At 64.6% G+C, this 22,632-nt stretch carries 16 protein-coding genes; 8 read left to right on the top strand and 8 right to left on the bottom strand.

The features are described 5' to 3' along the window. Window positions 1-62: 62 nt before the first annotated feature. Entirely contained in the window at window positions 63-2,057 is a 1,995-nt protein-coding gene (gene malA / locus AV929_RS16990) for an alpha-amylase MalA (protein WP_064288812.1), read from the bottom strand. A gap of 97 nt (window positions 2,058-2,154) precedes the next feature. On the opposite strand from malA, the gene AV929_RS16985 reads away from it, so the two are divergent. Then, window positions 2,155-2,490 (top strand): hypothetical protein, encoded by a 336-nt coding sequence (locus tag AV929_RS16985; RefSeq protein WP_064288811.1) that lies wholly within the window; start codon window positions 2,155-2,157, stop codon window positions 2,488-2,490. A gap of 360 nt (window positions 2,491-2,850) precedes the next feature. Here the strand turns inward: AV929_RS16985 and AV929_RS16980 are convergent, their stop codons facing one another. Further along, complete coding sequence (locus AV929_RS16980) at window positions 2,851-3,615, bottom strand: IclR family transcriptional regulator (RefSeq protein ID WP_050007058.1); 765 nt, start codon at window positions 3,613-3,615, stop codon at window positions 2,851-2,853. 414 nt (window positions 3,616-4,029) lie between these two features. Between AV929_RS16980 and aceB the strand changes: the two genes are divergently transcribed. Next, window positions 4,030-5,337 carry a malate synthase AceB gene (gene aceB, locus AV929_RS16975; protein WP_064288810.1) on the top strand — a complete coding sequence of 436 codons (1,308 nt, stop codon included), beginning with the start codon at window positions 4,030-4,032 and terminating at the stop codon, window positions 5,335-5,337. Window positions 5,338-5,382: 45 nt separating this feature from the next. On the opposite strand, the gene AV929_RS16970 is transcribed toward aceB, so the two are convergent. Then, a complete protein-coding gene (locus AV929_RS16970) occupies window positions 5,383-5,763 on the bottom strand; it encodes a VOC family protein (protein ID WP_011223955.1) in 381 nt (126 codons plus the stop codon). A 102-nt stretch (window positions 5,764-5,865) separates the two neighbouring features. Between AV929_RS16970 and AV929_RS16965 the strand changes: the two genes are divergently transcribed. Beyond that, window positions 5,866-8,916: an FAD-binding and (Fe-S)-binding domain-containing protein gene (locus AV929_RS16965; RefSeq protein WP_064288809.1), complete on the top strand. Its 3,051-nt coding sequence runs from the start codon at window positions 5,866-5,868 to the stop codon at window positions 8,914-8,916. 325 nt (window positions 8,917-9,241) lie between these two features. Here the strand turns inward: AV929_RS16965 and AV929_RS16960 are convergent, their stop codons facing one another. Then, window positions 9,242-10,540 carry a DUF362 domain-containing protein gene (locus AV929_RS16960; protein WP_064288808.1) on the bottom strand — a complete coding sequence of 433 codons (1,299 nt, stop codon included), beginning with the start codon at window positions 10,538-10,540 and terminating at the stop codon, window positions 9,242-9,244. A 123-nt stretch (window positions 10,541-10,663) separates the two neighbouring features. Beyond that, window positions 10,664-11,794 (bottom strand): serine hydrolase, encoded by a 1,131-nt coding sequence (locus AV929_RS16955; RefSeq protein WP_064288807.1) that lies wholly within the window; start codon window positions 11,792-11,794, stop codon window positions 10,664-10,666. Window positions 11,795-11,944: 150 nt separating this feature from the next. On the opposite strand from AV929_RS16955, the gene AV929_RS16950 reads away from it, so the two are divergent. Beyond that, entirely contained in the window at window positions 11,945-12,715 is a 771-nt protein-coding gene (locus AV929_RS16950; RefSeq protein ID WP_014041168.1) for an IclR family transcriptional regulator, read from the top strand. Between the two features lie 60 nt (window positions 12,716-12,775). Here AV929_RS16950 and AV929_RS16945 read toward each other — a convergent pair whose 3' ends face one another. Continuing rightward, window positions 12,776-13,939, bottom strand: a complete 1,164-nt coding sequence (locus tag AV929_RS16945) for an acyl-CoA dehydrogenase family protein (protein WP_064288806.1) — start codon at window positions 13,937-13,939, stop codon at window positions 12,776-12,778. An 82-nt stretch (window positions 13,940-14,021) separates the two neighbouring features. On the opposite strand from AV929_RS16945, the gene AV929_RS16940 reads away from it, so the two are divergent. Then, window positions 14,022-15,491: an aldehyde dehydrogenase family protein gene (locus tag AV929_RS16940; RefSeq protein WP_050007060.1), complete on the top strand. Its 1,470-nt coding sequence runs from the start codon at window positions 14,022-14,024 to the stop codon at window positions 15,489-15,491. A 56-nt stretch (window positions 15,492-15,547) separates the two neighbouring features. On the opposite strand, the gene AV929_RS16935 is transcribed toward AV929_RS16940, so the two are convergent. Both AV929_RS16935 and AV929_RS16930 read right to left on the bottom strand, forming a co-directional pair. Then, on the bottom strand, window positions 15,548-16,609 hold the full coding sequence (locus AV929_RS16935; RefSeq protein WP_064288805.1) for a zinc-dependent alcohol dehydrogenase family protein: 1,062 nt from the start codon (window positions 16,607-16,609) through the stop codon (window positions 15,548-15,550). A 143-nt stretch (window positions 16,610-16,752) separates the two neighbouring features. Then, window positions 16,753-18,408 carry a long-chain-fatty-acid--CoA ligase gene (locus tag AV929_RS16930; RefSeq protein ID WP_050037006.1) on the bottom strand — a complete coding sequence of 552 codons (1,656 nt, stop codon included), beginning with the start codon at window positions 18,406-18,408 and terminating at the stop codon, window positions 16,753-16,755. A gap of 171 nt (window positions 18,409-18,579) precedes the next feature. Here AV929_RS16930 and AV929_RS16925 point away from each other — a divergent pair, with 171 nt between their 5' ends. From AV929_RS16925 to AV929_RS16915, 3 genes are all read left to right on the top strand, one after another. After that, window positions 18,580-19,374 (top strand): enoyl-CoA hydratase/isomerase family protein, encoded by a 795-nt coding sequence (locus AV929_RS16925; RefSeq protein ID WP_064288804.1) that lies wholly within the window; start codon window positions 18,580-18,582, stop codon window positions 19,372-19,374. A 43-nt stretch (window positions 19,375-19,417) separates the two neighbouring features. After that, window positions 19,418-20,488, top strand: coding sequence for a phosphotransferase family protein (locus AV929_RS16920; RefSeq protein ID WP_064288803.1), 1,071 nt, complete (start codon window positions 19,418-19,420; stop codon window positions 20,486-20,488). Between the two features lie 169 nt (window positions 20,489-20,657). Beyond that, window positions 20,658-22,622, top strand: coding sequence for a 3-hydroxyacyl-CoA dehydrogenase/enoyl-CoA hydratase family protein (locus tag AV929_RS16915; protein ID WP_064288802.1), 1,965 nt, complete (start codon window positions 20,658-20,660; stop codon window positions 22,620-22,622). Window positions 22,623-22,632 lie beyond the last annotated feature (10 nt).

Raw genomic sequence — 22,632 nt, 5'->3', positions numbered from 1 at the left:
GGAGTGGCTGCATATCCCGGGAGAACGGGGCCGCTGATGCCGAACAGATCCGCGCGCTCGGTCTACTGGTTTAGAGCGCTCTCGTCAGCCGGGAACACGGCGGCGCTGTCGACGGTGACTGCTGTGTCCCCGTCATCAGCAGCTCCACGATGCTCCCCAGAAACGAGGTCGGTATCATCGGTCCCGGCTGGTAGCCCGACCGTCGACGGTTCACTACTGAAGTTGAGCACGACGACAGCCGCGTCCCCCGCAGTTGTCCGCGCGTACGCGACGACGCGGTCGGACGGGCCGTCACGGACCTCGTACGGGATTCGGAGGAGGTCCGCGTCGGCCGACAGCGCCGGCTGGTCGTGTCTGACCGCGGAGAGGTCACTGACGAACGACTGGAGCGCCTCGTCGGCGTGGTCCCACGCGAGGTCGTCGCGCCGGCCGCGCTGTCCGAACTCCTGGCCGGCGTACAGCAGCGGCGCGCCCGGGAGCGTGAACAGCGCACCCGCGGCGGCCTCGGCGGCGTCCCGCCCGTAGTCGACGACGTAGCGCGTCTCGTCGTGGTTCTCCGCGTACAGCATGAACGACGCGTGCTCCGGGAAGCCGATCTCCGCCCGCCCCTCGATGGCACCGAGGACGGCCTCGGCATCGCCGCCGTCGCCGACCTGCCGGAGCGCAGCGTAGGTCGTCGAATCGAAGTGCATGTCGAACAGCCCGGCCTGGAAGTCGGGGATGTACGGGATGGTCTCGTCCAGCAGCAGGAACTCGCTGTCGCGGTCCTTGCAGTAGTCGTGGATCTCGCGCCAGAAGCTGTTCGGGACGGCCCAGGCCATGTCACACCGGAACCCGTCGACCAGTTCGGCCCACTGGGCGACCGCATCGAGCAGGTGCCGGCGGACCGGCAGGTGGTCGAAGTCGAAGTTCGCGATGTGCTCCCATTCGAAGTACGTCTCTGGCTCGGTCTCGGTGCGCCACTCGTACCAGTCGCGGTACTCGCTGGCCGGGTTGTTGACGGCGGACTCGAAGTAGGGGTGGGTCCGCGCCGAGTGGTTACACACCAGGTCGAACAGCACCTTGAACCCGCGGTCGTGGGCCGCCTCGACGAACCGCTCGTAGTCCGCGCGGGTGCCGAGGTCCGACGCGATTTCGAAGAAGTCGGTGATGTTGTAGCCGTGGGGCGCGTGGTCGTTCTGTAACACCGGCGTGAGCCAGATGGCGTCGACGCCGAGCGAGTCGAGGTAATCCAGACGGTCGATGATCGCGTCGAAGGGCGATTCGTCGCTATCGCCGGCGAACGTGCGAACGTAAATCTCGTAGATGACCGAGTCCTCGGCCCAGGCCGGCGCGTCGTAGGGTCGTCGGGCGGCGACCTCCGCACCGCTCGTCACCGTCTCGACGCCGTCCCCGTCGCGGGTGAACTCGACGGCGTCGGGCACGCTGTAGCCGTGGTCTCCGATGGCAACGGCGTGGATGCGAGCACGGTCCGGGAGCGCGTCCAGCGGAATCCGGAGAGCCGTCCCGTCCCGGGTCACCGCGTCGGCGTCGATATCATCACGGTCGTCCAGCAGGAACTCGACGGCGAGGTCGGCGGCCGTCTCGGTCCCCTCGGGATGGGGACTGCAATCGGCGCGAACGACGGCTTCGTCGCCCTCGATGTCCGGCCGCAGAGTCAGGCGTGGCTGGCCGCCGCCACTGCCGCCGTCACCGCCGTCCCCTGCCTCGGTGTACTCGCCGCTCCCGCTGCGGCCGGAACCGCTTTGCCCGCCGGAGACGCCACCGCTGTGACCGCCAGAGCGGCCGGACGTGTGTGTCCCGCTCGATTCGAGGGTCCCCGGGAACGCGCGGACAGTGAGGTCGTGTTCGCCGTCCGGTGCGGTGAGTCGGACGACGTATCTGCCCGGCGCGTCGGGGACGAGGTGCTCAACCGGGTCGTCGCCGAGCGATACTGTTGATTCCGTCGGCGTCTGCGCTAGTCGCCATGTGTAGGTCGCCGACGGGTCCGGGTCACGGGGCGCGAGTTCGACCTCGTCACCCGTCGCCACGAACCGCGGCGGTCCAGGATGGTGCATAGGTTCACTGCGATTGACAGTGTCTTTGTACTTGGGGTAGCCGCGAGCGTGCCGCCGCCGGCAGCATCGCTTTCCGGCTACGGCGTGTACCTCCGCTGTGCCCGACTACCGACGCGACGCCGGGTTTGCGCTGCTCTGTGGACTGGCACTCGTCGCGTATCTCCGACAGACGGGCGCAGTTGAGACGTTCTGGTCCGAGTCCGCCATCGCCGTCGGCGTGGCCGTCGCACTGTGTGTCGAGGCGCTGTTCGTTCTCGACACGCCCGTCGCGGCGCTGTGGCAGCGCCGCGGCGTCCGGACGGTGTCGGCTGTCGCACTCCTGGGTGTTGCCGGCGGACTCGCCGTCTTTCTGGGCCCGGTCGTCGTCGCCGCGGCGTGCTGGGGACTCGTGACGTACTTCGGCATCCTCGCTGTGTGCCTGTGTTACCGGTGAGCGTTCACCCTCGCGGGGACGACACCGGTCGATGACCGTAGTAACCACCTACAACTATACGCTCCAAGCTAGTACTGTAATAGAATTATATAACTACTGCTTGCGCTACTCGGAGTTGTTTTTGAGATTTTGGACCTAAATAGAAGATACTATATTTGAAAAGAGTTGAAGTAGCCCGATTATGGAACTAAATGAGGATACCGAGGGCGGAGTATTTCTCTACAGTAGCCAGACTTGTCCACCACGGACAGCGGGTATTCGGCCGTCGAATAACAACTGTACTGGTATTAGATTCTTCCAGTACCGGCCAACCGTCGGCGACGGAACTCGGTGTATCTGTCGAGACAACAGACAGAGCGGTTATTCGTGAGCCAGATTCACTTCGATGACGTTAGCGGCCTGTTGCACCGTGTCGATGAGTTGTGCTTTGCGGCCCGGCGACTGCAACCGGTTGATGGGCGCGGTGATGCTGATGGCGGCCTCGCGCCGGTCGCCGGTGTCGATGGGGACCCCGACACAACCGGTTCCGTCGACCCGTTCCTCGGTGTCATCGGCGACCCCGCGCTCCCGGATCGTCTCCAGTTCCGCAAACAGCGTCTCGCGGTCTGTGATGGTGTTGTCCGTCTCGGCCGGCAGCCCGCGGGTCTCGATGATTTCCGCGACCCGGTCGTCGTCGAAACTCGACAGGAGCGCTTTGCCGATAGCGGTCTTGTGGAGGTGGATGCGCTTCCCGAGGCGCGTATCGAGCGCGACCGCCTGGTCGCCGCTGGTGGTGTGGATGTAGATGCCGTAGCCCTGCTCCTCAATCATCAGGTTCGCCAGTTCGCCGGTCTCGACGGCCATCCGTCTGACCTCGGGCTTTGCCACCTCGTAGATGCCGTCGTAGCGCTGTGCCATGCCGCCGAACTCCAGCCACCGGAGCCCGATGCGGTACTCGCCGTCCCGTTCCACGACCAGTCCCTCGTCTTCCAGCGTCACCAGGTGTTTGTATATCGTGCTCTTGGCCGGGTCCAGCGAGTCGGCGAGTTCGACCAGCGTGGCGCTCCCGCCGAGGTCTTTGATTCCCGAGAGGACCGACAGCGAGGTCTGCGTCGCCCGGACCGAGTCCGTTTTTGCCCGTGTCATTAGGCACCAGTTCTGGTGCCGCTCGAATAAAATTGCCGTATCGGTTGTGACAATCGCTCTACGGTAGCTTCCGAGGCTTGACGCACGGCGAAGTGGGCGTCACCAGTCTCTACGACCGTCACAGGCATTCGGAAATACGAAACGGAAAGGTGGGTTCAATAGCGCGAAGCCAGCGACCGAAGTCGCCGGGGGCTCCGTGATGTGGCGACTGAACGGTCGCGAGATATCGACAGAGCGGTGTGCGCCGCCGACCGTTGTGTCGTCCGGGCGCACGAGTAGTGAAAGAAAATATAGCATACATATTTCGTATTTCCGAATCCGCTGAAAGACGGTGGAACGACCGCTCTCGTCGATGTTTCGGTCGATAGTGGACGGTAGATTTAAGCGGTTCCGTCGGGTTCTTTGAGACGAGTTATGAGTGTGAAACGACACTACGACCGCGAGTTCGTCAGAACGTTCTTTACCTCTCCAACAGCAGTCGACGGGGAGGACGATTCAGCGAAGATGCTGCGAAGCGCGGGCCAGCTCCGCGGCCTGCAGGCACCGGATGTCTGGGTCCCGGACAACGAAGACGCGACGGCACCGAACATGCGCGAGGAGGGCGTCGAGAACATCATCGAGGTCGTCGCCGAACAGGGCGCGGCGTTCCCCGGCGAGATCCACCCGCGCGTCGTCTGGCACCGCGAGTCCCCGGCGACCCGCTACCAAGGCTTCCAGCAGATGCTGGAGATCACGGACCCTGAGAACGGCGCAGTCGAACACATCGACGGCTTCGTCATCCCGGAAGTCGGCGACATCGACGACTGGAAGAAGGCCGACGAGTTCTTCACCATCATCGAGCACGAGCACGGGCTGGAAGAAGGGAGCCTTTCCATGTCGGTCATCGTCGAGAGCGGCGAGGCCGAACTGGCGATGGGCGACCTGCGCGAGGAGATGGGCAAGCCCTCGAACAACCTCGAACGTATGTTCCTGCTCGTCGACGGCGAGGTCGACTACACGAAGGATATGCGCGCGATGACGCCTACCGGCGAACTCCCGCCGTGGCCGGAACTGCGCCACAACACCTCCCGCGGTGCCAGCGCCGCCGGCCTTATCGCCGTCGACGGCCCCTACGACGATATCCGCGACGTCGAGGGGTACCGCGAGCGGATGAAGGACAACCGCGCGAAGGGGATGACTGGCATCTGGTCGCTGACACCGGGGCAAGTCGTGGAGGCGAACACGGCCCCGCTCCCGCCAAAGACCGGGAGCTGGCTGCTCGACGTCGGCGGTCAGGAGGTCGAACTCGACGCACAGGACGGCAAGCAGGTGTACGACGGCGACGACCTCTCGCTGGAAACGGACGGCGAGGGCGGCTACGTCCTGCAGGCGGGCGGTGACCGGCTGGAACTGGACGAGGACGAACTCACCGAGGAACTGCTCGACCGCACCGCGTACATCCCCAGCATGACCGACATCGTCGACTCGATGGAGGAGTTCGAGGCCGCGAAGGAGGCCGGCAAGGGAGCCATCGCGATGACTCAGGCCGCGACGCTGGTCATCGACGGCGTCGAAGTCGAGGTCAGTAAAGACCGGATGTGGGACGAAGCGACCTACCAGGCCGCCCAGACACCCATCACGCTGTTCCAGGACGTGTACGAGCACCGCCCGGACCAGCACGAGGAACTGGCGGAGATGTACGGCACTGACATCGTCGAACGCGCCACGGCTGTCGGCAACTAACGGCCGTCCTCAGTATTTCGTCACTCGAAACGCCGCGGGCGTGGTTCAGTCTTCCAGCGGTTCGATGAGTTCGACGTGGTGGCCGTCGGGGTCCGCGACGAAGGCCGTGTACGCGCCGGCCTCCGGCTGTGGGCCGGGCTCTTTGACGACGCCGTGATGATCGATGCGGTCGACCGTCGCGTCGACATCGTCCACGCCGAGAGCGAGATGGTCCCAGCCGGACCCCATCTCGAAGCTCGTCTCCCCGTCCGTTTCTGCCAGTTGCAGTTCGACGCCGCTGTCGTCGGCCACGTAGTAGTTCGTCGTCTCGCCGTCGGGCGTGGTGAACTGCCAGGACTCCTCGAAGCCGAACTGCTCGTAGAACGCGATCGATGCTGTGGCGTCGGCCACGTTCAGGCACATATGAAGGATGCTTGCATTGCCCATACATCGCTTCCAGTGCCCTGCGTCAAATAGCTGGCGGGCTACGTAAAGCGAATTGTGACCGCATGCCACAGACTTTAATGATTATTACTCCTGAATGCTCGTATGGCGATCGAAAATGTCGAGGACACCTGGTCAGCACAGGAACTGGACCTCGACCGACCGGACGTGGATGCGTACCGGGACCTGGCGGAAGCGCTTCGCTCGCGGGTCTCGGGTGGGGTCGAGTTCGACGAATACGCCCGGATTCTGTACGCAACGGACGGGAGCATCTATCGCGCCGAACCAGCCGGGGTCGTGTACCCGACTGATACCGACGACGTGCGGGCGGCCGTCGAGGTGGCGACGAGCCACGGCGTCCCGATCATGCCCCGCGGGACCGGGTCGTCGCTCGCCGGACAGACCGTCGGTCCGGGCTGTGTCGTGCTAGACCTGTCCCGGCACATGGACGGTATCCTCGATATTCGGCCGGGCGAGCAGACGGCGCACATCCAGCCCGGCGTGGTGCAGGACGACCTGGACGACACGCTGGCCGAGTACGGCCTGAAGTTCGCGCCGGATCCGGCATCGTCGAACCGCGCCTCTGTCGGCGGCGGCATCGGAAACAACTCCACCGGCGCACACTCCGTCAGGTACGGCATCACCGACGCCTACACAGATGCGGTGAAAGCTGTCCTCTCTGACGGCTCACTCATCCACGCCCGCGAGGTCGTCATCGACTCGCCGGAGTGGGACGACATCGTGAGCAAGGACGACCGCGAGGCCGACATCTATCAGACGGTCCGCGAAGTCGTCGAGGAGAACGCAAGCGAAATCGAGGACCGCTACCCTGACCTCAAGCGCCGGGTGTCTGGCTACAACCTCGACCGCGTTATCTACGAAAACGACGACGGCGAGCGCGTGCTGAACCTCGCGAAGCTGTTTGTCGGGAGCGAGGGGACCCTCGGGGTCATTGTCGAAGCCGAACTTTCGCTGGTGACCGTCCCCGAGGAGACCGCGCTGGCGCTGTACTGCTTTGACACGCTTCCCGATGCGATGCGGGCTGTCCCGGTCGCGCTTGACTACGATGTCAGCGCGGTCGAGTTGATGGACGACGAGATGTTCAGGCTCGCAGCCGGCTCCGACGGCTACGCCGAGTACGTCGACCCGATTCCGGACCGAGCGGCCGCGGCGTTGATGCTCGAATACGACTCGGAATTGCACGATGACTTCGAGGCGGCCATCGCGCGGACCAACGAACGGTTCCTCGATAACGGAGCGGCCTTTGACGTGGTGGAAGCCTACACCGACGCCGACCAGGCTGACCTCTGGAAGCTCCGCAAAGCCGCGATTCCGCTCCTGATGTCCATGGACGGCGACCCCAAACCGTACCCGTTCATCGAGGACGCGACGGTCCCGCCCGCCGAACTGGCCGAGTACGTCGAGAAGTTCGAGGAGGTGCTGGCCGACCACGACACCTCGGCCGCGTACTTCGCCCACGCCGGCTCCGGAACACTCCACATCCGCCCGATTCTCAACCTGAAGGAGGAATCCGGTATCGAAGACATGCACTCCATCACCGACGACGTGACCGACCTCGTGCTCGAACACAATGGGTCGTTCTCCGGTGAGCACGGCGACGGGATGGCCCGAACGGAGTTCACGCCCAAGATGTACGGCGAGACGCTCTGGGATGCGTTCAAACAGGTCAAGACGGCCTTCGATCCGCAGTGGTGGATGCACCCGGGCAACGTCGTCTACCGCGACGGGCCGGCGGATATCGGCCCTGATGCCGACCGAGGGGTCGGTGCGGACATGCGCGAGAACCTCCGGTACGGGCCCGACTACCAGTCTCTGGAGCCACAGACGACGCTGGACTTCGAGGACGAAGGCGGCTTCTCGGAGCTCGTCGAACTGTGTAACGGCTGTGGGACCTGCCGCCAGACCGACGGAGACGTGATGTGTCCGACATACCGCGCCTCGGAGGAGGAGGTCCAGACGACGCGGGGCCGCGCGAACCTCCTCCGGTCGGCTATTAGTGGCGACCTAGATGAAGACGAGATTCACTCCGACCGCTTCCAGGAGGAAGTGCTCGACCTCTGTGTCGGCTGCAAGGGCTGCAAGAGCGACTGCCCGACCGGCGTCGATATGGCGAAACTCAAGACCGAGCTGAAACACCAGCACCACGAAGCGGAGGGGGCCAGCCTCCGGGAACGCCTGTTTGCTAACATCGACACTGCCTCGAAGCTCGGGTCGGCGCTGGCACCGATTTCGAACTGGGCGACAGACATTCCGGGCGCGCGGGCCGTTATGCAGAAACTGTTCGGCATCGCGCCGGAGCGCGAACTCCCCACCTTCAGCCGAGAGACACTCCAAGACTGGTTCGATGCACGCGGTGGCTCGACTGTCTCGCGGGCCGAAGCCGACCGCAAAGTCCTGCTGTTCCCCGATACGTACACGAACTACTCGTACCCGACGGCCGGCAAGGCCGCCGTCGAAACGCTGGAAGCCGCAGGCGTTCACGTCACCATTCCGGACAACACCGCGCCGTCCGGACGAGCGGCGTACTCCACCGGAATGCTGGACGTGGCCCGCGACCGAGCCGAGACGAACACGGACCGGCTGGCGGACCGCGTCACAGAGGGGTGGGACATCGTCTTCGTCGAGCCCTCCGATGCCGTGATGTTCCAGGACGAGTACCGCGACCTGCTCGACGGCCCCGAAGTCTCGCGGATGGCCGAGAGCGCCTACGGCGTGCTGGAGTATCTCGATACCTTCCGGCTCGACGACGCGCTGCCGGTCGAGGACCGGTCGCTCGGGGCCGCCGGCGCGGTCAGCTATCACGGCCACTGCAACCAGAAGGGGACCAACAAGGACCACCACGCCGTCGGCGTCATGCGTCGCGTCGGCTACGAGGTCGACCCGCTGGACTCGACGTGCTGTGGCATGGCCGGGAGCTTCGGCTACCACGACGAGCACTACGATCTCTCGAAGACTATCGGCCGGCTGCTGTTCGATAAGGTCGAGGAGAGCGACGGCGACCGCGTCGTCGCGCCCGGCGGGTCCTGTCGCTCCCAACTGGGCGACCGGGACGGCATCGACGAGATTCCACCGCATCCTATCGAGGTTGTCGCCGAGCGACTACCAGACACAGCGACGACCTCACGGTCGGCGTGATAGGAACATGGGCTGTTTGTCTGGACTCATACCCGAATGGGATGTTGTTTTCGGACATTTGGAGGTATATTTGGCAAAACACATAGATATAACCGTTCGACAACTACAATCGGGATATATCTCCAGATAGTACGATGATAGCGCTCGAATATCACAGTATATAGAGTTTTATCAGCAGCTCTGCCTGTATTCAGGTCCACCGCTTGTTCGGATCGAATCACATGCCCAAAGTAATACTGGTATAATATGTTGTAGTCGGAGAAACGGATGTACAGTTGTTAGAAATTGTTCCAGATGCATGACGGGGACCGTCGTCACCCGACTGTCAGTCCCGGGTAAACGACGCGGTGCCGTCGGTGAACGTGAGCGACTCGCGGCCGGTAACCTCGGCGGCGGTCGGCAGGTCCTCGACGAGCGGCTCGGAGACGTGCAGTTCGGACAGGTCCTGCGTGGTCTGTATCCAGACGATCCGGACGGTGTCGGGGTCGTAGCCACCGAGCGCGGACAGCGCCGTCCGGATGGCGAACTCATCGTCCGGCGCAACGAGGGGGAGCTTCACCTTCGCCGTTGACCCGCTGGTGAGCGCGTTCGCGTACGTCTTCTGCAGGTCCAGCTGGTCGACCGCAGCCTGGCGGGTGATATCGGCCAAGCCGATGCCGTTGCCGTTGCCCTTCGTCGCCCCGGTGAGCCCGCGAGCGTACAGCAGTTTGATCGCCGGCTCGTCGGGGTCCGGCGCGTTGAGGACGCGGTAGCGGCCGATGACGTTCGTGTCCAACCCCGCGCCGGAGACGTCCTTGCCGAGTTCGTCGACGACGAGCAGGTCGATGTCGTCGACCGGGAGCGTCGCCATCTCGTCGTAGGCCTGTTGCAGCAGCGCTGGCTCACGGTCGGTGAACGAGCCCGCTGGAATCGCCTCGACGTGGGCCGTCTCCTCGTGGAAGTTCTCGACCAGCGCCACGCCGCCGACCAGCGGCAGTGCCGACTCAACAACCGGGAGTGCAGCTTCCAGCGTCTCCACGTACCCCTCCTTGATGGCTGTCGAGTGGAACGCCTTTGCGCCGTGTTGCTTGCCCAGCCCGACGACGGTCATCTTCATCAGACCACTCTCGATGCGGCCGCTGTAGTTGGTATGGGGCTTCACCCGGTTCACGACGACCACGGCATCCGCTTCCTGTGCCGCCGTCGAGACGTGGACCGGAAACTCGGTGTCACCGACAGTAACGGTGTCGACCTGTGCAGTGTCCATCCGGGCGTCGATGGGGGCATCAAGGCGCGACTCCGTGATACCCAGGCTCTCCAGCACTTCGCGCTGGCCCTCGGGCGTTGCCCCGCCGTGGCTCCCCATCGCCGGGACGACGACCGGCTCGAAGCCCCGATCACGGATATCCGCAACGACAGTCTCGACGATGTCGTCGATACGGTGGATGCCACGGCTGCCGACGGCAACGGCAACAGTCGCACCCGCTTCCAGCCCGTCAAAGTCGAGGCGGTCGAGTTCGGTCCGCGCCGCGGCCGACGGGTCGTCGACGGCGGCCGTCTCCGGCTCGTACCGGACGCGAGCGAAGCCCGGCAGCGGCTGTGGGTCGATAAGGTGGTCCACGTCGCCTCGGTCGGGGAAGTTCATATCGGAGGATCAGTGCCGAGCCATACAAAGACCGGGGTCGCCCAGCTCTATGGTGACCGGGGATACGGACATCGACCCGAACGATCAGGAATGCCTACGACGGCAACCCCCAGACCGGCGCAGTCAGTCCTGTAACAGCAGTCGGACGGCGTCGGAAAGCTGGCCGACGCGGGCGGCGTGTTCGAAGGACTCGTCGCGGATACCGTTCGTGACGAGCGCGAACCCGACGTTCAGTTCGGGGTCGGCCCAGCCGAACGAACTCCCGAGGCCGGCGTGGCCGAACATGCGCTCTTTGCTGGCGGCCCCGAACATATCGGCGGCCAGCCCGCCGGTCCAGACGCCAAGGCCGTAGCGGGCTGGGCGTGACAGCGTGCCGTCGGACTCGGTTTCGGCGTGGGTCGTGGTCGCCTCGTCGACGGTCGCTTCGGTAAGCAGTTGCGTCCCGTCCAGCGACCCGCCGTTGGCGAGACAGGCGTAGAACCGGGCCATGTCCCGGGCGGTACCGATGCCGTTGGCCGCGGGCATCACCGTCCGGCGCATCGCTTCCTGATTGTATGCCCCGGCGTACGCGGCAGGGTCTTCGAGCCCCTCGTCGATATCGTGACACCGTTCGAACGCCTCGTAGCCAGCCAGGGTCGCCACGTCGTCGGGCTCGTCATCCCGCAGACCGATTCCGGTATCGTCCATCCCCAGCGGCTCAAACACGTTTTCGGCGACGTAGTCTTCGACCGGCTGGCCGCTACAGCGACGGATGAGTTCGCCGACCAGCCAGCCGTAGTTGATGGCGTGATACGCTGGCGTCGTTCCGGGCTCGAACACAGGTTCGATGTCCTCCATCGCCGCGACGACAGCATCCCAGTCGCCCCAGCTTTCGTACTGTTCGTCGAACTCGCCGAAGGGGATACCGGCGGTGTGGCTGAGCACCTGCCGGACTGTGATCGATGCCTTTTGTGTGCCGTCGTCGGCAAACTCCGGCCAGTGCTCGACGACCCGGTCGTCGTAGTCGAGCTTGCCCTGTTCGACGAGCTGGTGCAGGCCGACACCGACGAACGGCTTCGTACAGGAGAACAGCACGTGGCGCGTCTCGGGCGTCGTTTCGTCACCGTCGGGACCCGTGGAACCGCCGGCGAAGTCGACGACGAGGTCCCCGTCGACGTACACCGCCAGCTGTGCGCCGTGGTGCAGTCCGACCTCGAGTTGTCGGTCGAACTGAGCCCGGAGCTGTTCGATGGCGTCTGCGCTGAGTTGTGGCATACCTTGTCTTGGCTCCGGCGAGATAATAGAAGTTAGGTTCTGTTCGGTCGCGGAATCGAGCAGCGGACGGCTACTGATTGCGTTCGAGCTATCAGACCATCATGGTCGATTATGCGAAACGTTGATGTCACTAAGCGGTCACAACTCCGTATGCTCGAAAACAAGAACGGAACGTCCGAGGTATCGACGACCCGGACGTCGTTCGAGATTCTGGCGCTGATTCGGGACGCAGGAGGCGCGACAATTGCGGAGATTCGGGCGGAGACGGACCTGGCCAAGAGCACGGTGTATCGGCACCTCAAGACGCTGCACGACATGGACTATCTCGTCGAGGAGGACGGGGAGTACCGGCTCTCGCTGCGGTTTCTGCAGCTCAGCGAACCGCCGCGGATACGGCGGCCGGGCTATATCGTCGCCAAACAGAAAGTCATCGAACTGGCGATAGAGACCGACGAGCGGGCGCTGTTTCTGGTCGAAGAGGGCTTCGAGGGCGTGTATCTCCATCGAGCCGGCGGCCGGAATCCCCTGCAGAGCGACACGATGATCGGCAAACGTCGGCCGCTGCACGCGCTCGCCTCGGGAAAAGCCATCCTCGCGGAGTGGCCCGACGAACGCATCGAGGAGTTCGTCGAAACCACTGCCCTCGAAGAGTTGACGGCGAACACGATTACCGACCGGGACGCGCTGTTCGAGGAACTCGAACAGGTCCGCGAGCGGGGTTATGCGACCAACATGTCAGAACACATGGACGGCCTGCGGGCGGCTGGCGTGCCGGTGTACAACCACGAGGACGACCTCATCGGCGCGTTGAGCGTCTTCGGGCCGAATGGCCGGGTGAGCCAGGACGACATCGAATCGACGTACCCCGATCTGCTGGAACGGAAAGCCAGCGAGCTGAAGATCGACCTCACGTACGATTGAGAAGTACTGTTTCGTGTCAGCGGGGCTGTTCCGTATACCGGAAGAGATTCGACGGCCGCCCTACTCGAACGCCGGAATGCCGGTCAGATCGTGTCCGAGGATGAGCGAGTGGATGTCGTGCGTCCCCTCGTAGGTGTAGACGGTTTCGAGGTTCGTCAGGTGCCGCATCGGGGAGTAATCAGCCGTGATGCCGTTGCCGCCGAGCATCTCGCGGGCCACCCGTGACTGCTCGCGGGCCATCCGCGCGTTGTTGCGCTTGGCCATCGACACCTGTTCCGGGCGGAGGTCACCGCGTTCCTTCAGGTCGGCGAGCCGGTGGGCGAGCAACTGGCCCAGCGATATCTGGGTCGCCATCTCCGCGAGCTTCTCCTGCTGGAGCTGGTAGCCGGCGATGGGCTTCCCGAACTGCTCGCGGTCAGTGGCGTACTCGTGGGCGGTCTCGAAACAGTCCATCGCGGCCCCGACCGTCCCCCAGGCGATGCCGTAGCGGGCCTGCGTGAGACAGGACAGCGGCCCCTTCATGCCCTCGACGCCCGGCAAAACGTTCTCCTCGGGGACGCGGGCGTTCTGGAGGCTGATCTCGCCCGTAATTGACGCGCGCAGCGAGAGCTTCTCGTCGATCTTGTTCGTCGTCACGCCGTCGCGGTCAGTCTCGACGAGGAAGCCCCGCACGGGGTCGCCGTCGGCGGACGTGACTTTTGCCCAGACCACTGCGAGGTCGCTGATGGGCGCGTTCGTAATCCATGTCTTCGAGCCGTTCAGGACGTAGCCGTCGGCGTCGCGCTCGGCCGTCGTCTCCATCGCCGACGGGTTCGACCCGTGTTCGGGCTCGGTCAGACCGAAACAGCCCACCCGCTCGCCGCTGCCGAGCGCCGGCAACCACTCCTCCTTCTGGGCATCGCTGCCGTAGGCGTGAATCGGGTACATGACGAGCGCACCCTGAACGCTGGCCATCGAGCGCAGGCCGCTGTCGCCGGCCTCCAGTTCCTGTAACAAGAGGCCGTAGGCTGTCTCGCTGAGTCCAGGCAACCCGTACCCGTCGAGGTTCGGTGCGTAGAACCCGAGTTCACCCATCTCGGTGATGAGGTCCGTCGGGAACGTCCCGTCGATCCAGTGCTGGCCGACGTCCGGTTTGACTTCGTTCTCGACGAAGTCCCGGGCCGTGTCACGGACCATCCGCTCTTCCTCGCCGAGGTCGCCTTCGAGACCGAGGTAATCGATCATATAGGATCTGTGGCCGGGGTTCAATTAAGCGTTTGCCTGCTGCCAAAGTGCTAAAAGTCCGTAGCGCTGTCGACAGCATGGAATGTCACAACCAGATAGCCAGACGGCGTGGAGCCAACTGTACATCGACGGCGAGTGGCGCGACGCCGGAGCGTCTGATACGATTCCGGTGACTAACCCCGCGACGGGCGAGGAAATCGCGGCGGTGCCCGCCGGGACAGAGGGGGACGTCAACGACGCCTATCAGGCCGCCGAAGCGGCCCAGTCCGACTGGGCGGCGCTGTCGCGCGAGGAACGCAACGAGTACGTTCAGGCGATGATCGGGGTAATGCAGGAACGACTCGACGAGATCGTCGAACTGCTCGCGACGGAGTCGGGCAGTGTTCAGGCCAAAGCGACTGCCGAGGCCAACTTCGCCATGGCGGACTTCCAGAGCGCACTGGAAATGGTCCCGCCGGAGGAAGAGGTCCGCGATTCGATGTATCACGAAGATAAGGACCATCACATCGTCCGCGAGCCCGCTGGCGTCGTCGGGATTATTTCGCCGTGGAACTTCCCGCTACACCTCACGACGCGGGCGCTCGGTCCCGCGCTCGCACTGGGGAACACCGTCGTCATCAAGCCCGCGACGGACACGCCGATTACCGGCGGGCTCCTGCTGGCCGACATTGCCGAGGAAGCCGGTCTCCCGGACGGCGTCGTCAACGTCGTCACGGGCCACGGCTCCGACATCGGCGACCGGATGGCCGGCCATCCGACCGCCCGCGTGATGTCGTTCACCGGGTCGACGGCAGTCGGCAGGTCTGTGGCCAGTCAGGCCGGGGACGCGCTCGCGCTCCCGGCGCTTGAACTCGGTGGGAACGGACCGTTCGTCGTCACCGAGGACGCCGACATCGAGGCAGCCGCCAAGGCCGGCTCTGTCGGCGCGTTCGGCCATCAGGGACAGGTGTGTATCTCGATTAACCGCCACCTCGTCCACGAGGATGTCTACGATGAGTACGTCGAGAAGCTCGTCGAACACGCGGAGTCACTGACTATCGGGAACCCGCTGGACGAGGACGTGGAGTTCGGCCCGATCATCAACGAGAGTCAGGTCGACCAGCTTACCTCGTTCATCGAACAGACTGTCGATGCCGGCGCGACGCTGGAAACGGGCGGCGAGGTCGAGGACCTGTTCCTCGAACCGACCGTCCTCTCGGGGTGTACCAACGATATGTCCGCGGCCTGTAACGAGCACTTCGGCCCCGTCGCTCCGGTCATCCCGTTCGAGTCCGACGAGGAAGCTGTCGAACTCGCCAACGACACCGAGTACGGCCTCGCCGCGGGCGTCTACAGCGGTGATGTCGAACACGGTCGTTCCATCGCCGACCAGATCGACGCCGGGATGGTCCACGTCAACGACCACCCGATTCAGGACGAACCCAACGCCCCGTTCGGCGGGATGAAAAACTCCGGCCTCGGCCGGTACAACGGCGAGTGGATCATGGACGAACTGACCGAGACCAAGTGGATCTCCGTCCAGCACGAAGAGCGCGACTACCAGCTGCTCTGAGCTGTCGGTAGCTCTGTCAGCGGCGTCGCAGAAATCAACGCTGGCCCCGAACCGGCTTAGAACTCGTCGATGACGGGGATACCGACCGTCTCGTACTCGCCCATCGACGAGAGGGTGGCCGGCACGTCTTCGAGCGCGAGCGTCTCCCCGACAATCTTCGACGGGTCGAGCGTCCCGGCGTCAATCAGTCTGAACAGCTCGTCGTAGCGAACCGGCGGCATCCCGTAGGAGCCGTGGAAGTCGATTTCCTGCAGGGTCATCGTATCCACTGGGAGAGAGATTTCGCCGGCCTCCTCGTCAGTCGTGAGGCCGACCTGAACGTGGGTGCCCTGCTTGTCCAGTGACTCGACAGCGTTGCGACACGTCTCGGCGATGCCCAGCGCGTCGATTGCCACGTCGGCCCCGCCGTCCGTGACTGCATGGACCTCGCCGGGGACGTTGTCCGCCTCGGCGGCGTTGATTGTCGCCGCCGCGCCGAGGTCCCGCGCTCGGTCGAGTTTGCCCTCCTGTACGTCGACCGCAATCGGTTCGGCCCCCAGCGCGTCGGCGATGTGGACCGCCGAAAGCCCGACGCCGCCACAGCCGTGAATCGCGACGGCGTCGCCCGGCCTGAGGTCCGCCCGGTCGGTCAGCGCGTGGTACGCCGTCATGAACCGGCAGCCGAGCCCGGCCATCTCGGTGAAGTCGACGGCATCCGGCAGCGTGACGCAGTTGAAATCGGCTTCGCGGACGGGGAACGCCTCGGCGAACGCCCCCGGTGCGGCGTCGAGGAATCCGAGCGGCATCGATGTCTCGCAGATATTAGCGTGCCCGCGCTGGCAGTACTGGCACGACCCGTCGCCGAGGTGGAACGGGACCGTAACGCGGTCCCCCTCGGAGAACTGTTCGACGTCTGCACCCACGTCGGCGACGACGCCGGCCGGCTCGTGGCCCAGAATCTGCCCGGGCCCGGTCTGGATGCCGAACCACTCCCAGTCCCCCTGCCAGGCGTGCCAGTCACTCCGGCAGACCCCGCAGGCTTCTGTCTCGATGACGACCTGATCCGGCTGGGGCTCCGGATAGGGCACGTCCTGAATCGTGAGCGGTTCGCCGTGCTCCTCAATGACAGCTGCTCGCATACCACAAGGTGAGCGGGGCTAGCATAAATACTTATCCGCCATTGGACATGAGGTGGCTGATTCGGCAGCGATAGCTGCTCGCGACCGAGGCCGCCGCCGATACTATTTTGACAGCCGGAATGCCCCGCCGCGCTTCAGTCGGGTTACGTCGCCGGGGCGTTCTCGGCGACAGTTTCGATGACCGACTCGTCGACGTACTCGTCACGGAGCGTCTGCTTGGAGAACTTGCCGGTCGCGCCCTTGGGAATCCCGTCGACCAGACGGATGGCGTCGGGGACCCACCACGACGGGTACGACTCGGCGACGAGGTCTTTGATCTCCTGGCGCAGCGCGGCTTCGTCGGACACAGCGTCGCGTGTGACGACGAACGCGGCGGGGCGCTCGTCCCACCGCTCGTGGGGGACCGGGACAACTGCGGCTTCGACGACCTCGTCGTGACCCATGACGGCGTTTTCGACCTCGACGCTTGCTATCCACTCGCCGCCGCTCTTGACGAGGTCGTCCATCCGGTCGACTACGTCAACGTACCCCTCCGGACTCACCCGGACAATGTCACCGGTCTTGAACCAGCCGTCGTCGGTGACAGCCTGTTCGGTCGCGTCGGGGGCGTTGTAGTACTCCTGTGTGACCCACGGGCCGCGCATCCAGAGTTCGCCCAGCGACTCGCCGTCCCAGGGCACTTCCTCGCCGTCGGTGTTGACGACTTTGAACTCCAGGCCGGCAATCGGAAGCCCCGCGGAGTGGCTCCGCAGGTCGAACAGCTCCTCCTCCGGAAGGTCCGCCAGCCCGGGCTTTGGCTCGTAGGCGTGGGTGACCGGCGACGTTTCGGTCATACCGTAGCCGGAGATGAGGTCCACGTCGAACTCCTGCTTGTAATCCTCCATCAGTGACCGCGGCGTCGCGGACCCGCCGCTGGTGAAGTACCGAACCGACGAGAAGTCCACGTCGCTCTCGCGGGCGTACTCCAGCAGGTCCATGAAGACGGTCGGGACCGCTGCCGAGACGGTCACGTCCTCTTCCTCGATGAGCCTCGCCAGGTCCTCGGCCGACGGGTTTGGCCCGGGGAGGACCGTCTTGGCTCCGGCGGCGATAGTCGTGAACGGGCGACACCAGCCGCTGACGTGGAACATCGGAACGTACGTCAGTTCCACGTCGTCGGTCTTGATGCCGACCTCGCTGGTCATCAGCGACATGACCTGTGTCCAGTACATCTTCTGGGTGTACTCGACGCCTTTGGGCTTGCCTGTTGTCCCGGACGTGTAGCACATCCCCGCGGGCTGGTCCTCGGGCAGTTGCGGGAAGGAGTAGTCCGGGTCGCCGTCGGCGATGAACGATTCGTAGTCGACGACTGGCCCCAGCGACGTCTCCGGTACCTGCTCTCCCATCACGATGTACTGCTCGACGGAGGCGAACGCCTCCTCGTCGTACGCCGCTTCGAGCTTCTCCAGCATGACGGGGTCGACGATGAGGATCTCGTCCTCGGCGTCGGCCACGATGTGCTGGATGTGCTCGTCGGGGAGGAGGAGGTTAATCATGTGTACCTGCGCACCCATGCAGGCGACGCCGTAGTAGGCCTCCTGATGCCAGTGGTTGTTCCAGGCGAAGGTCCCGACTCTGTCGCCGCGTTCGATGCCCGCCTGTTCGAGCGCTGAGGCCAGTTTCCGCACGCGCTCGGCGTACTCCGCTATTGTGTATCGGTGAATCCCCTGGTGTGTCCGCGAGACGATCTCGCTGTCGGGGAACACGTTTTCGCCACGCCACAGGAATGACCGGAGGTTGAGTGGTGCACCACCTGGCATACTCCGTGTCAACACACACCGATATGTTAAAACTAGCCCTGCTCGCTGTGGTAACCCTTGACGTGCCACCCACAGTTCGTGGCCAGCGCTGTCTGAAACTGTGAACCAGCGGTAAATTTATACCGGAACCATGTGAAGCGACCCCATGCAGCGACAACGGAGTGATATCCAGTGAGCGAGTCCGTACTGCTCTCCATCACCGACGGCATCGCCACGCTGACGCTGAACGAACCGGAAACGCGGAACGCACTCACACAGCCCGTGTACGACGCCTTGGAGCGCCACCTCGATACCATCGAGACTGCGTCCGATGTTCGGTGTGTCGTCATCGAGGGCACCGGCGAGTCGTTCTCGGCCGGCGGCGACATCGAGGGAATGAGCGAGCGGCTCACGAACGACGACCCGACCGACGACGCCGTCAGCGAACTGGCTCGTCGGACCCGCGACACCATCGCCAGGGTCGTCGCACTGCCGGTCCCGACCGTCGCAAAGGTCGACGGGTCGGCCGTCGGGGCCGGCGCGAACCTCGCTATCGCCTGTGACATCCAACTGGCGAGCGAGTCGGCCAGCATCGGCTTCGTGTTCCGGCAGGTCGGCCTCAGCGTCGATGCCGGCACATCGTATCTGCTCCCGCGAGTCGTTGGGACGAACGTCGCAAAGGAGCTGGTGTTCACCGGCGAGATTCTGGACGCCGAGCGCGCCCAAGAACTGGGCCTGTTCAACCACGTCTACGATGCCGCGGCGTTCGAGTCCGAAGTCGAGGCGACCGTCGGCCGTATCGCCAATGGGCCGACCGTTGCCCTCCGGCACTCGAAACGACTGCTTCAGGACGGGCTGGAGAAGTCCTTCGACCGCGCCCAGCGTGACGAGGCGACGGCGCAAGGTATCGTCTTCGAGACGGCCGACCACGAGGAAGGGGTCGAGGCGTTCCTGACCGACCGCCGACCGGAGTTCGTCGGACGGTGACACGACCCGCAGTTTTTCATAACAGGGGGGTGAAGCAGGTGCCATGACGGAACGCAGCAGCGACTACTACCAACGGCTGGTCGACGAGGACGCCCTCGAATCGTTTTTCACGAGGGAAATAGGACCGGTCGAGACGTTCGACGTTGCGCGCCACGAGCAAGGCCACTCCAACGAAACGCTGTTTGTTACCTGGGGCGACCGGGAACTGGTCGTCAGGCGGCCCCCGCCGGGCCAGACCGCCGAGACGGCCCACGACGTGTTGCGGGAGTATCGCGTCATCGACGCGCTACAGGACACAGCCGTGCCGGTCCCGCCGACGGTGACAGCCTGCGATGACCACGAGGTCATCGGGAGCGATTTCTACGTCATGGCCCGCGTCGAGGGGACCGTCATCCGAGACGAAGAGCCGGAACGCTTCACGAACGACGATGCCCGAGAGGCCGTCGGCACCGAACTGGTGGACACCCTCGCGGCCATCCACGAAGTAGACCCCGAATCCGTCGGCCTGTCCGACCTCGGCCGTGCAAGAGGGTATGCGAAGCGCCAGGTCACGCGCTGGGGGAAACAACTGGCGTGGGCGTTCGAGCGGACGGCCGAATCCCGAACCATCCCTGAACTGGAGCGGGTCGGCTCGTGGCTACAGGACGAGTGCCCCGACGACCATCCGGAGACGCTGGTTCACGGCGATTACAAACTCGACAACGTGATGTTCGGCCCTGGTGCTGACCCCGAACTCGCCGCTGTCTTCGACTGGGAGATGGCGACACTGGGCGACCCACGGGCAGACCTCGGCTGGCTGCTCTCGTACTGGCGCGACGCCAAGGACCCGAAGCCGGAGATTCCCGACCTCGCGATGGAGTTCATCGAAGCGCCGGGGTATCTGACCCGGCAAGACCTGGTCGACCGCTGGGAAGCCCAGACCGGCCTGACGTTCGAACACGAGCGGTTCTACCGCACGCTCGCCGTGTACAAGCTCGCCGCTCTCGGCGAGATGTTCTACCGCCGCTATCTGGAAGGCAACGCCGACGACCCGTTCTATCCCCTGATGGAGAACCGCGTCCCGGCGCTGGCCGACCGCGCGATTCGGATTATCGAGGGCGACGAACCGCTCTGAAAACGAAGATAGACGATTGAGATTATCTGCCGGGCGAGTGGACGGTTTTTCTGAAGTGGATTGAAACAGCCAGAAAGCCCCGACTGGCTGATGACACCGTGACCAACACCACCAGCCACGATTGCTGCTAGGGGGATGATTGATATGTGTTGCAGTAGACACTACGCGTATGCGAGCAGAGCAGACAGAGATAGCGACAGTTGCAGTGCTCGGTGCGGGAACAATGGGTCACGGTATCGCCGAGGTCACGGCTATCGCCGGCTACGACGTCGTGTTGCGTGACATCGATGCAGACATCGTCGAAGACGGCTACGACGAAATCGAGTGGTCGCTCGAAAAGCTCGCCGAGAAGGGGCGACTCGACGAGGACCCCGACGACGTGGCGGCGCGGGTCGCGACGACGACCGATCTGGAGGCGGCGGTCAGCGACGCGGACCTGGTCATTGAGGCCGGGCCGGAACAGCTCTCGGTGAAGCAGGACATCTTCGAGTCCGTCGACGCCGCCGCGCCGGAGGACGCCCTGCTGGCGACCAACAGCTCCTCGCTCTCGATTACGAAAATCGCCCAGGCGACGGAGCGGCCGGAATCGGTGCTGGGTCTGCACTTCTTCAATCCGCCGGTGAAGATGGACCTCGTCGAGGTCATCTACGGCGAGGCGACGACCGACGAGACGGCCGAGGCCGGCTACGAATTCGTCGAGTCCATCGGCAAGACGCCGATTTACGTCCGCAAGGACGTGCGCGGGTTCGTCGTCAACTCCGTCCTCGGGCCGTTCATGAGCGAGCCGGCCTGGATGGTCTCGGCGGGCGAGGCGACCATCCGCCAGGCCGACGCCGCGATGGTCCACGAGCGGGGCTACCCGATGGGGCCGTTCGAACTCGGCGACCTGACCGGCATCGACATCGGTTACCACGTCCGGAAGGAGGCCGGGACGCCGATTCCGCCACTCATGGAAGAGAAGGTCGAGAACGAGACCCTCGGCCGCAAGACCGGCGAAGGGTACTACGAATACGACGACGGCGACGGGCCGGACTACGGTCCAGAGGACGCCGACGGCTTTGACCATCTCCGCGTCGAGTCGGTGATGGCAAACGAGGCCGCGAAGCTCGTCGGCGACAACGTGGCGACGCCGGAAGCCATCGACACGGGGATGCAACTCGGCGCGGGCTTCCCCGAAGGGACCTGCCGACGGGCCGACGACATCGGTCTCGACACCGTCCTCGACAAGCTCCGGACGCTCCACGACGAACACGGCGACGACCGCTACGAGCCGGCCGACTACCTCGTCGAACTCGTCGAGGCCGGCCACACCGGCAAGGAAGCAGGCCGGGGCTTCCACGAGTACGACACCGGCGACGGCCCGGGTGACTACCACACCATCAACTGGGAACTCGACGACGATGGCCTGCTGGAAGTGGAACTCGACCGGCCATCGCGGATGAACGCCATCAGCGAAACGCTCTCCGACGAGGTCGTCGACCTGCTCTCGTCGGTCGATGATGACGAAGTCCGAGCCGTCGTGTTCGAAGGGGCCGGCGACCGCGCCTTCTCCGCCGGGGCCGACATCTCCGGCTTCGCGGACCGTGACCCCGCACAGACTTCGGAACCGACGGAAGTGTTCACGACCGTCGCCGAGTACCCGCGGCCGACGTTGGCGCGCATCGACGGCTACTGTCTCGGGGCGGGCCTGGAGCTTGCCCTCGCCTGTGACCTCCGGCTGGCGACGACCGACTCGGAGTTCGGCTTCCCCGAAATCACGCTCGGCCTGCTGCCCGGGGGCGGCGGGACCCAGCGCGCGATTCGGATGTTGACCGACGCCCGAGCGAAGGAACTGGTCTTCCGCGGCGAGCACGTCTCCGCCGAGCGGGCGGCCGACTGGGGGCTCATCAACCGGGCCGTCGACGCCGACGAGTTCGACAGCGTGGTTGGGGAGTTCGTCGAGGACCTCGTCTCCGGGCCGCCGATTGCCCTCCGCAAAGCCAAGCGCGTGATGAACGAGGGGGCCGACGAGAGTCTCGACGCCGGCCTCGAAATGGAGAGCCAGGCCTTTGCGCTCCTGTTGACCACTGACGACGTAGCGGAAGGGACGGCGGCCTTTGCGGCCGACCGCGAACCGGAGTTCGAGGGGCAATAGCGACCCGTTC

Origin of the sequence: Haloarcula sp. K1 (assembly GCF_001647155.1) — an archaeon.
GTDB lineage: Archaea > Halobacteriota > Halobacteria > Halobacteriales > Haloarculaceae > Haloarcula > Haloarcula hispanica.
Note: the sequence above shows the minus strand (reverse complement) of the source record. Positions and strands in the feature narration are given on the sequence as shown.

Coding starts and splice junctions, on each gene's coding strand:
- malA (WP_064288812.1), bottom strand. CDS start 2,057: ATGCACCATCCTGGACCGCCGCGGTTCGTGGCGACGGGTGACGAGGTC.
- AV929_RS16980 (WP_050007058.1), bottom strand. CDS start 3,615: ATGACACGGGCAAAAACGGACTCGGTCCGGGCGACGCAGACCTCGCTG.
- aceB (WP_064288810.1), top strand. CDS start 4,030: ATGAGTGTGAAACGACACTACGACCGCGAGTTCGTCAGAACGTTCTTT.
- AV929_RS16970 (WP_011223955.1), bottom strand. CDS start 5,763: ATGGGCAATGCAAGCATCCTTCATATGTGCCTGAACGTGGCCGACGCC.
- AV929_RS16965 (WP_064288809.1), top strand. CDS start 5,866: ATGGCGATCGAAAATGTCGAGGACACCTGGTCAGCACAGGAACTGGAC.
- AV929_RS16960 (WP_064288808.1), bottom strand. CDS start 10,540: ATGAACTTCCCCGACCGAGGCGACGTGGACCACCTTATCGACCCACAG.
- AV929_RS16955 (WP_064288807.1), bottom strand. CDS start 11,794: ATGCCACAACTCAGCGCAGACGCCATCGAACAGCTCCGGGCTCAGTTC.
- AV929_RS16950 (WP_014041168.1), top strand. CDS start 11,945: ATGCTCGAAAACAAGAACGGAACGTCCGAGGTATCGACGACCCGGACG.
- AV929_RS16945 (WP_064288806.1), bottom strand. CDS start 13,939: ATGATCGATTACCTCGGTCTCGAAGGCGACCTCGGCGAGGAAGAGCGG.
- AV929_RS16940 (WP_050007060.1), top strand. CDS start 14,022: ATGTCACAACCAGATAGCCAGACGGCGTGGAGCCAACTGTACATCGAC.
- AV929_RS16935 (WP_064288805.1), bottom strand. CDS start 16,609: ATGCGAGCAGCTGTCATTGAGGAGCACGGCGAACCGCTCACGATTCAG.
- AV929_RS16930 (WP_050037006.1), bottom strand. CDS start 18,408: ATGCCAGGTGGTGCACCACTCAACCTCCGGTCATTCCTGTGGCGTGGC.
- AV929_RS16920 (WP_064288803.1), top strand. CDS start 19,418: ATGACGGAACGCAGCAGCGACTACTACCAACGGCTGGTCGACGAGGAC.
- AV929_RS16915 (WP_064288802.1), top strand. CDS start 20,658: ATGCGAGCAGAGCAGACAGAGATAGCGACAGTTGCAGTGCTCGGTGCG.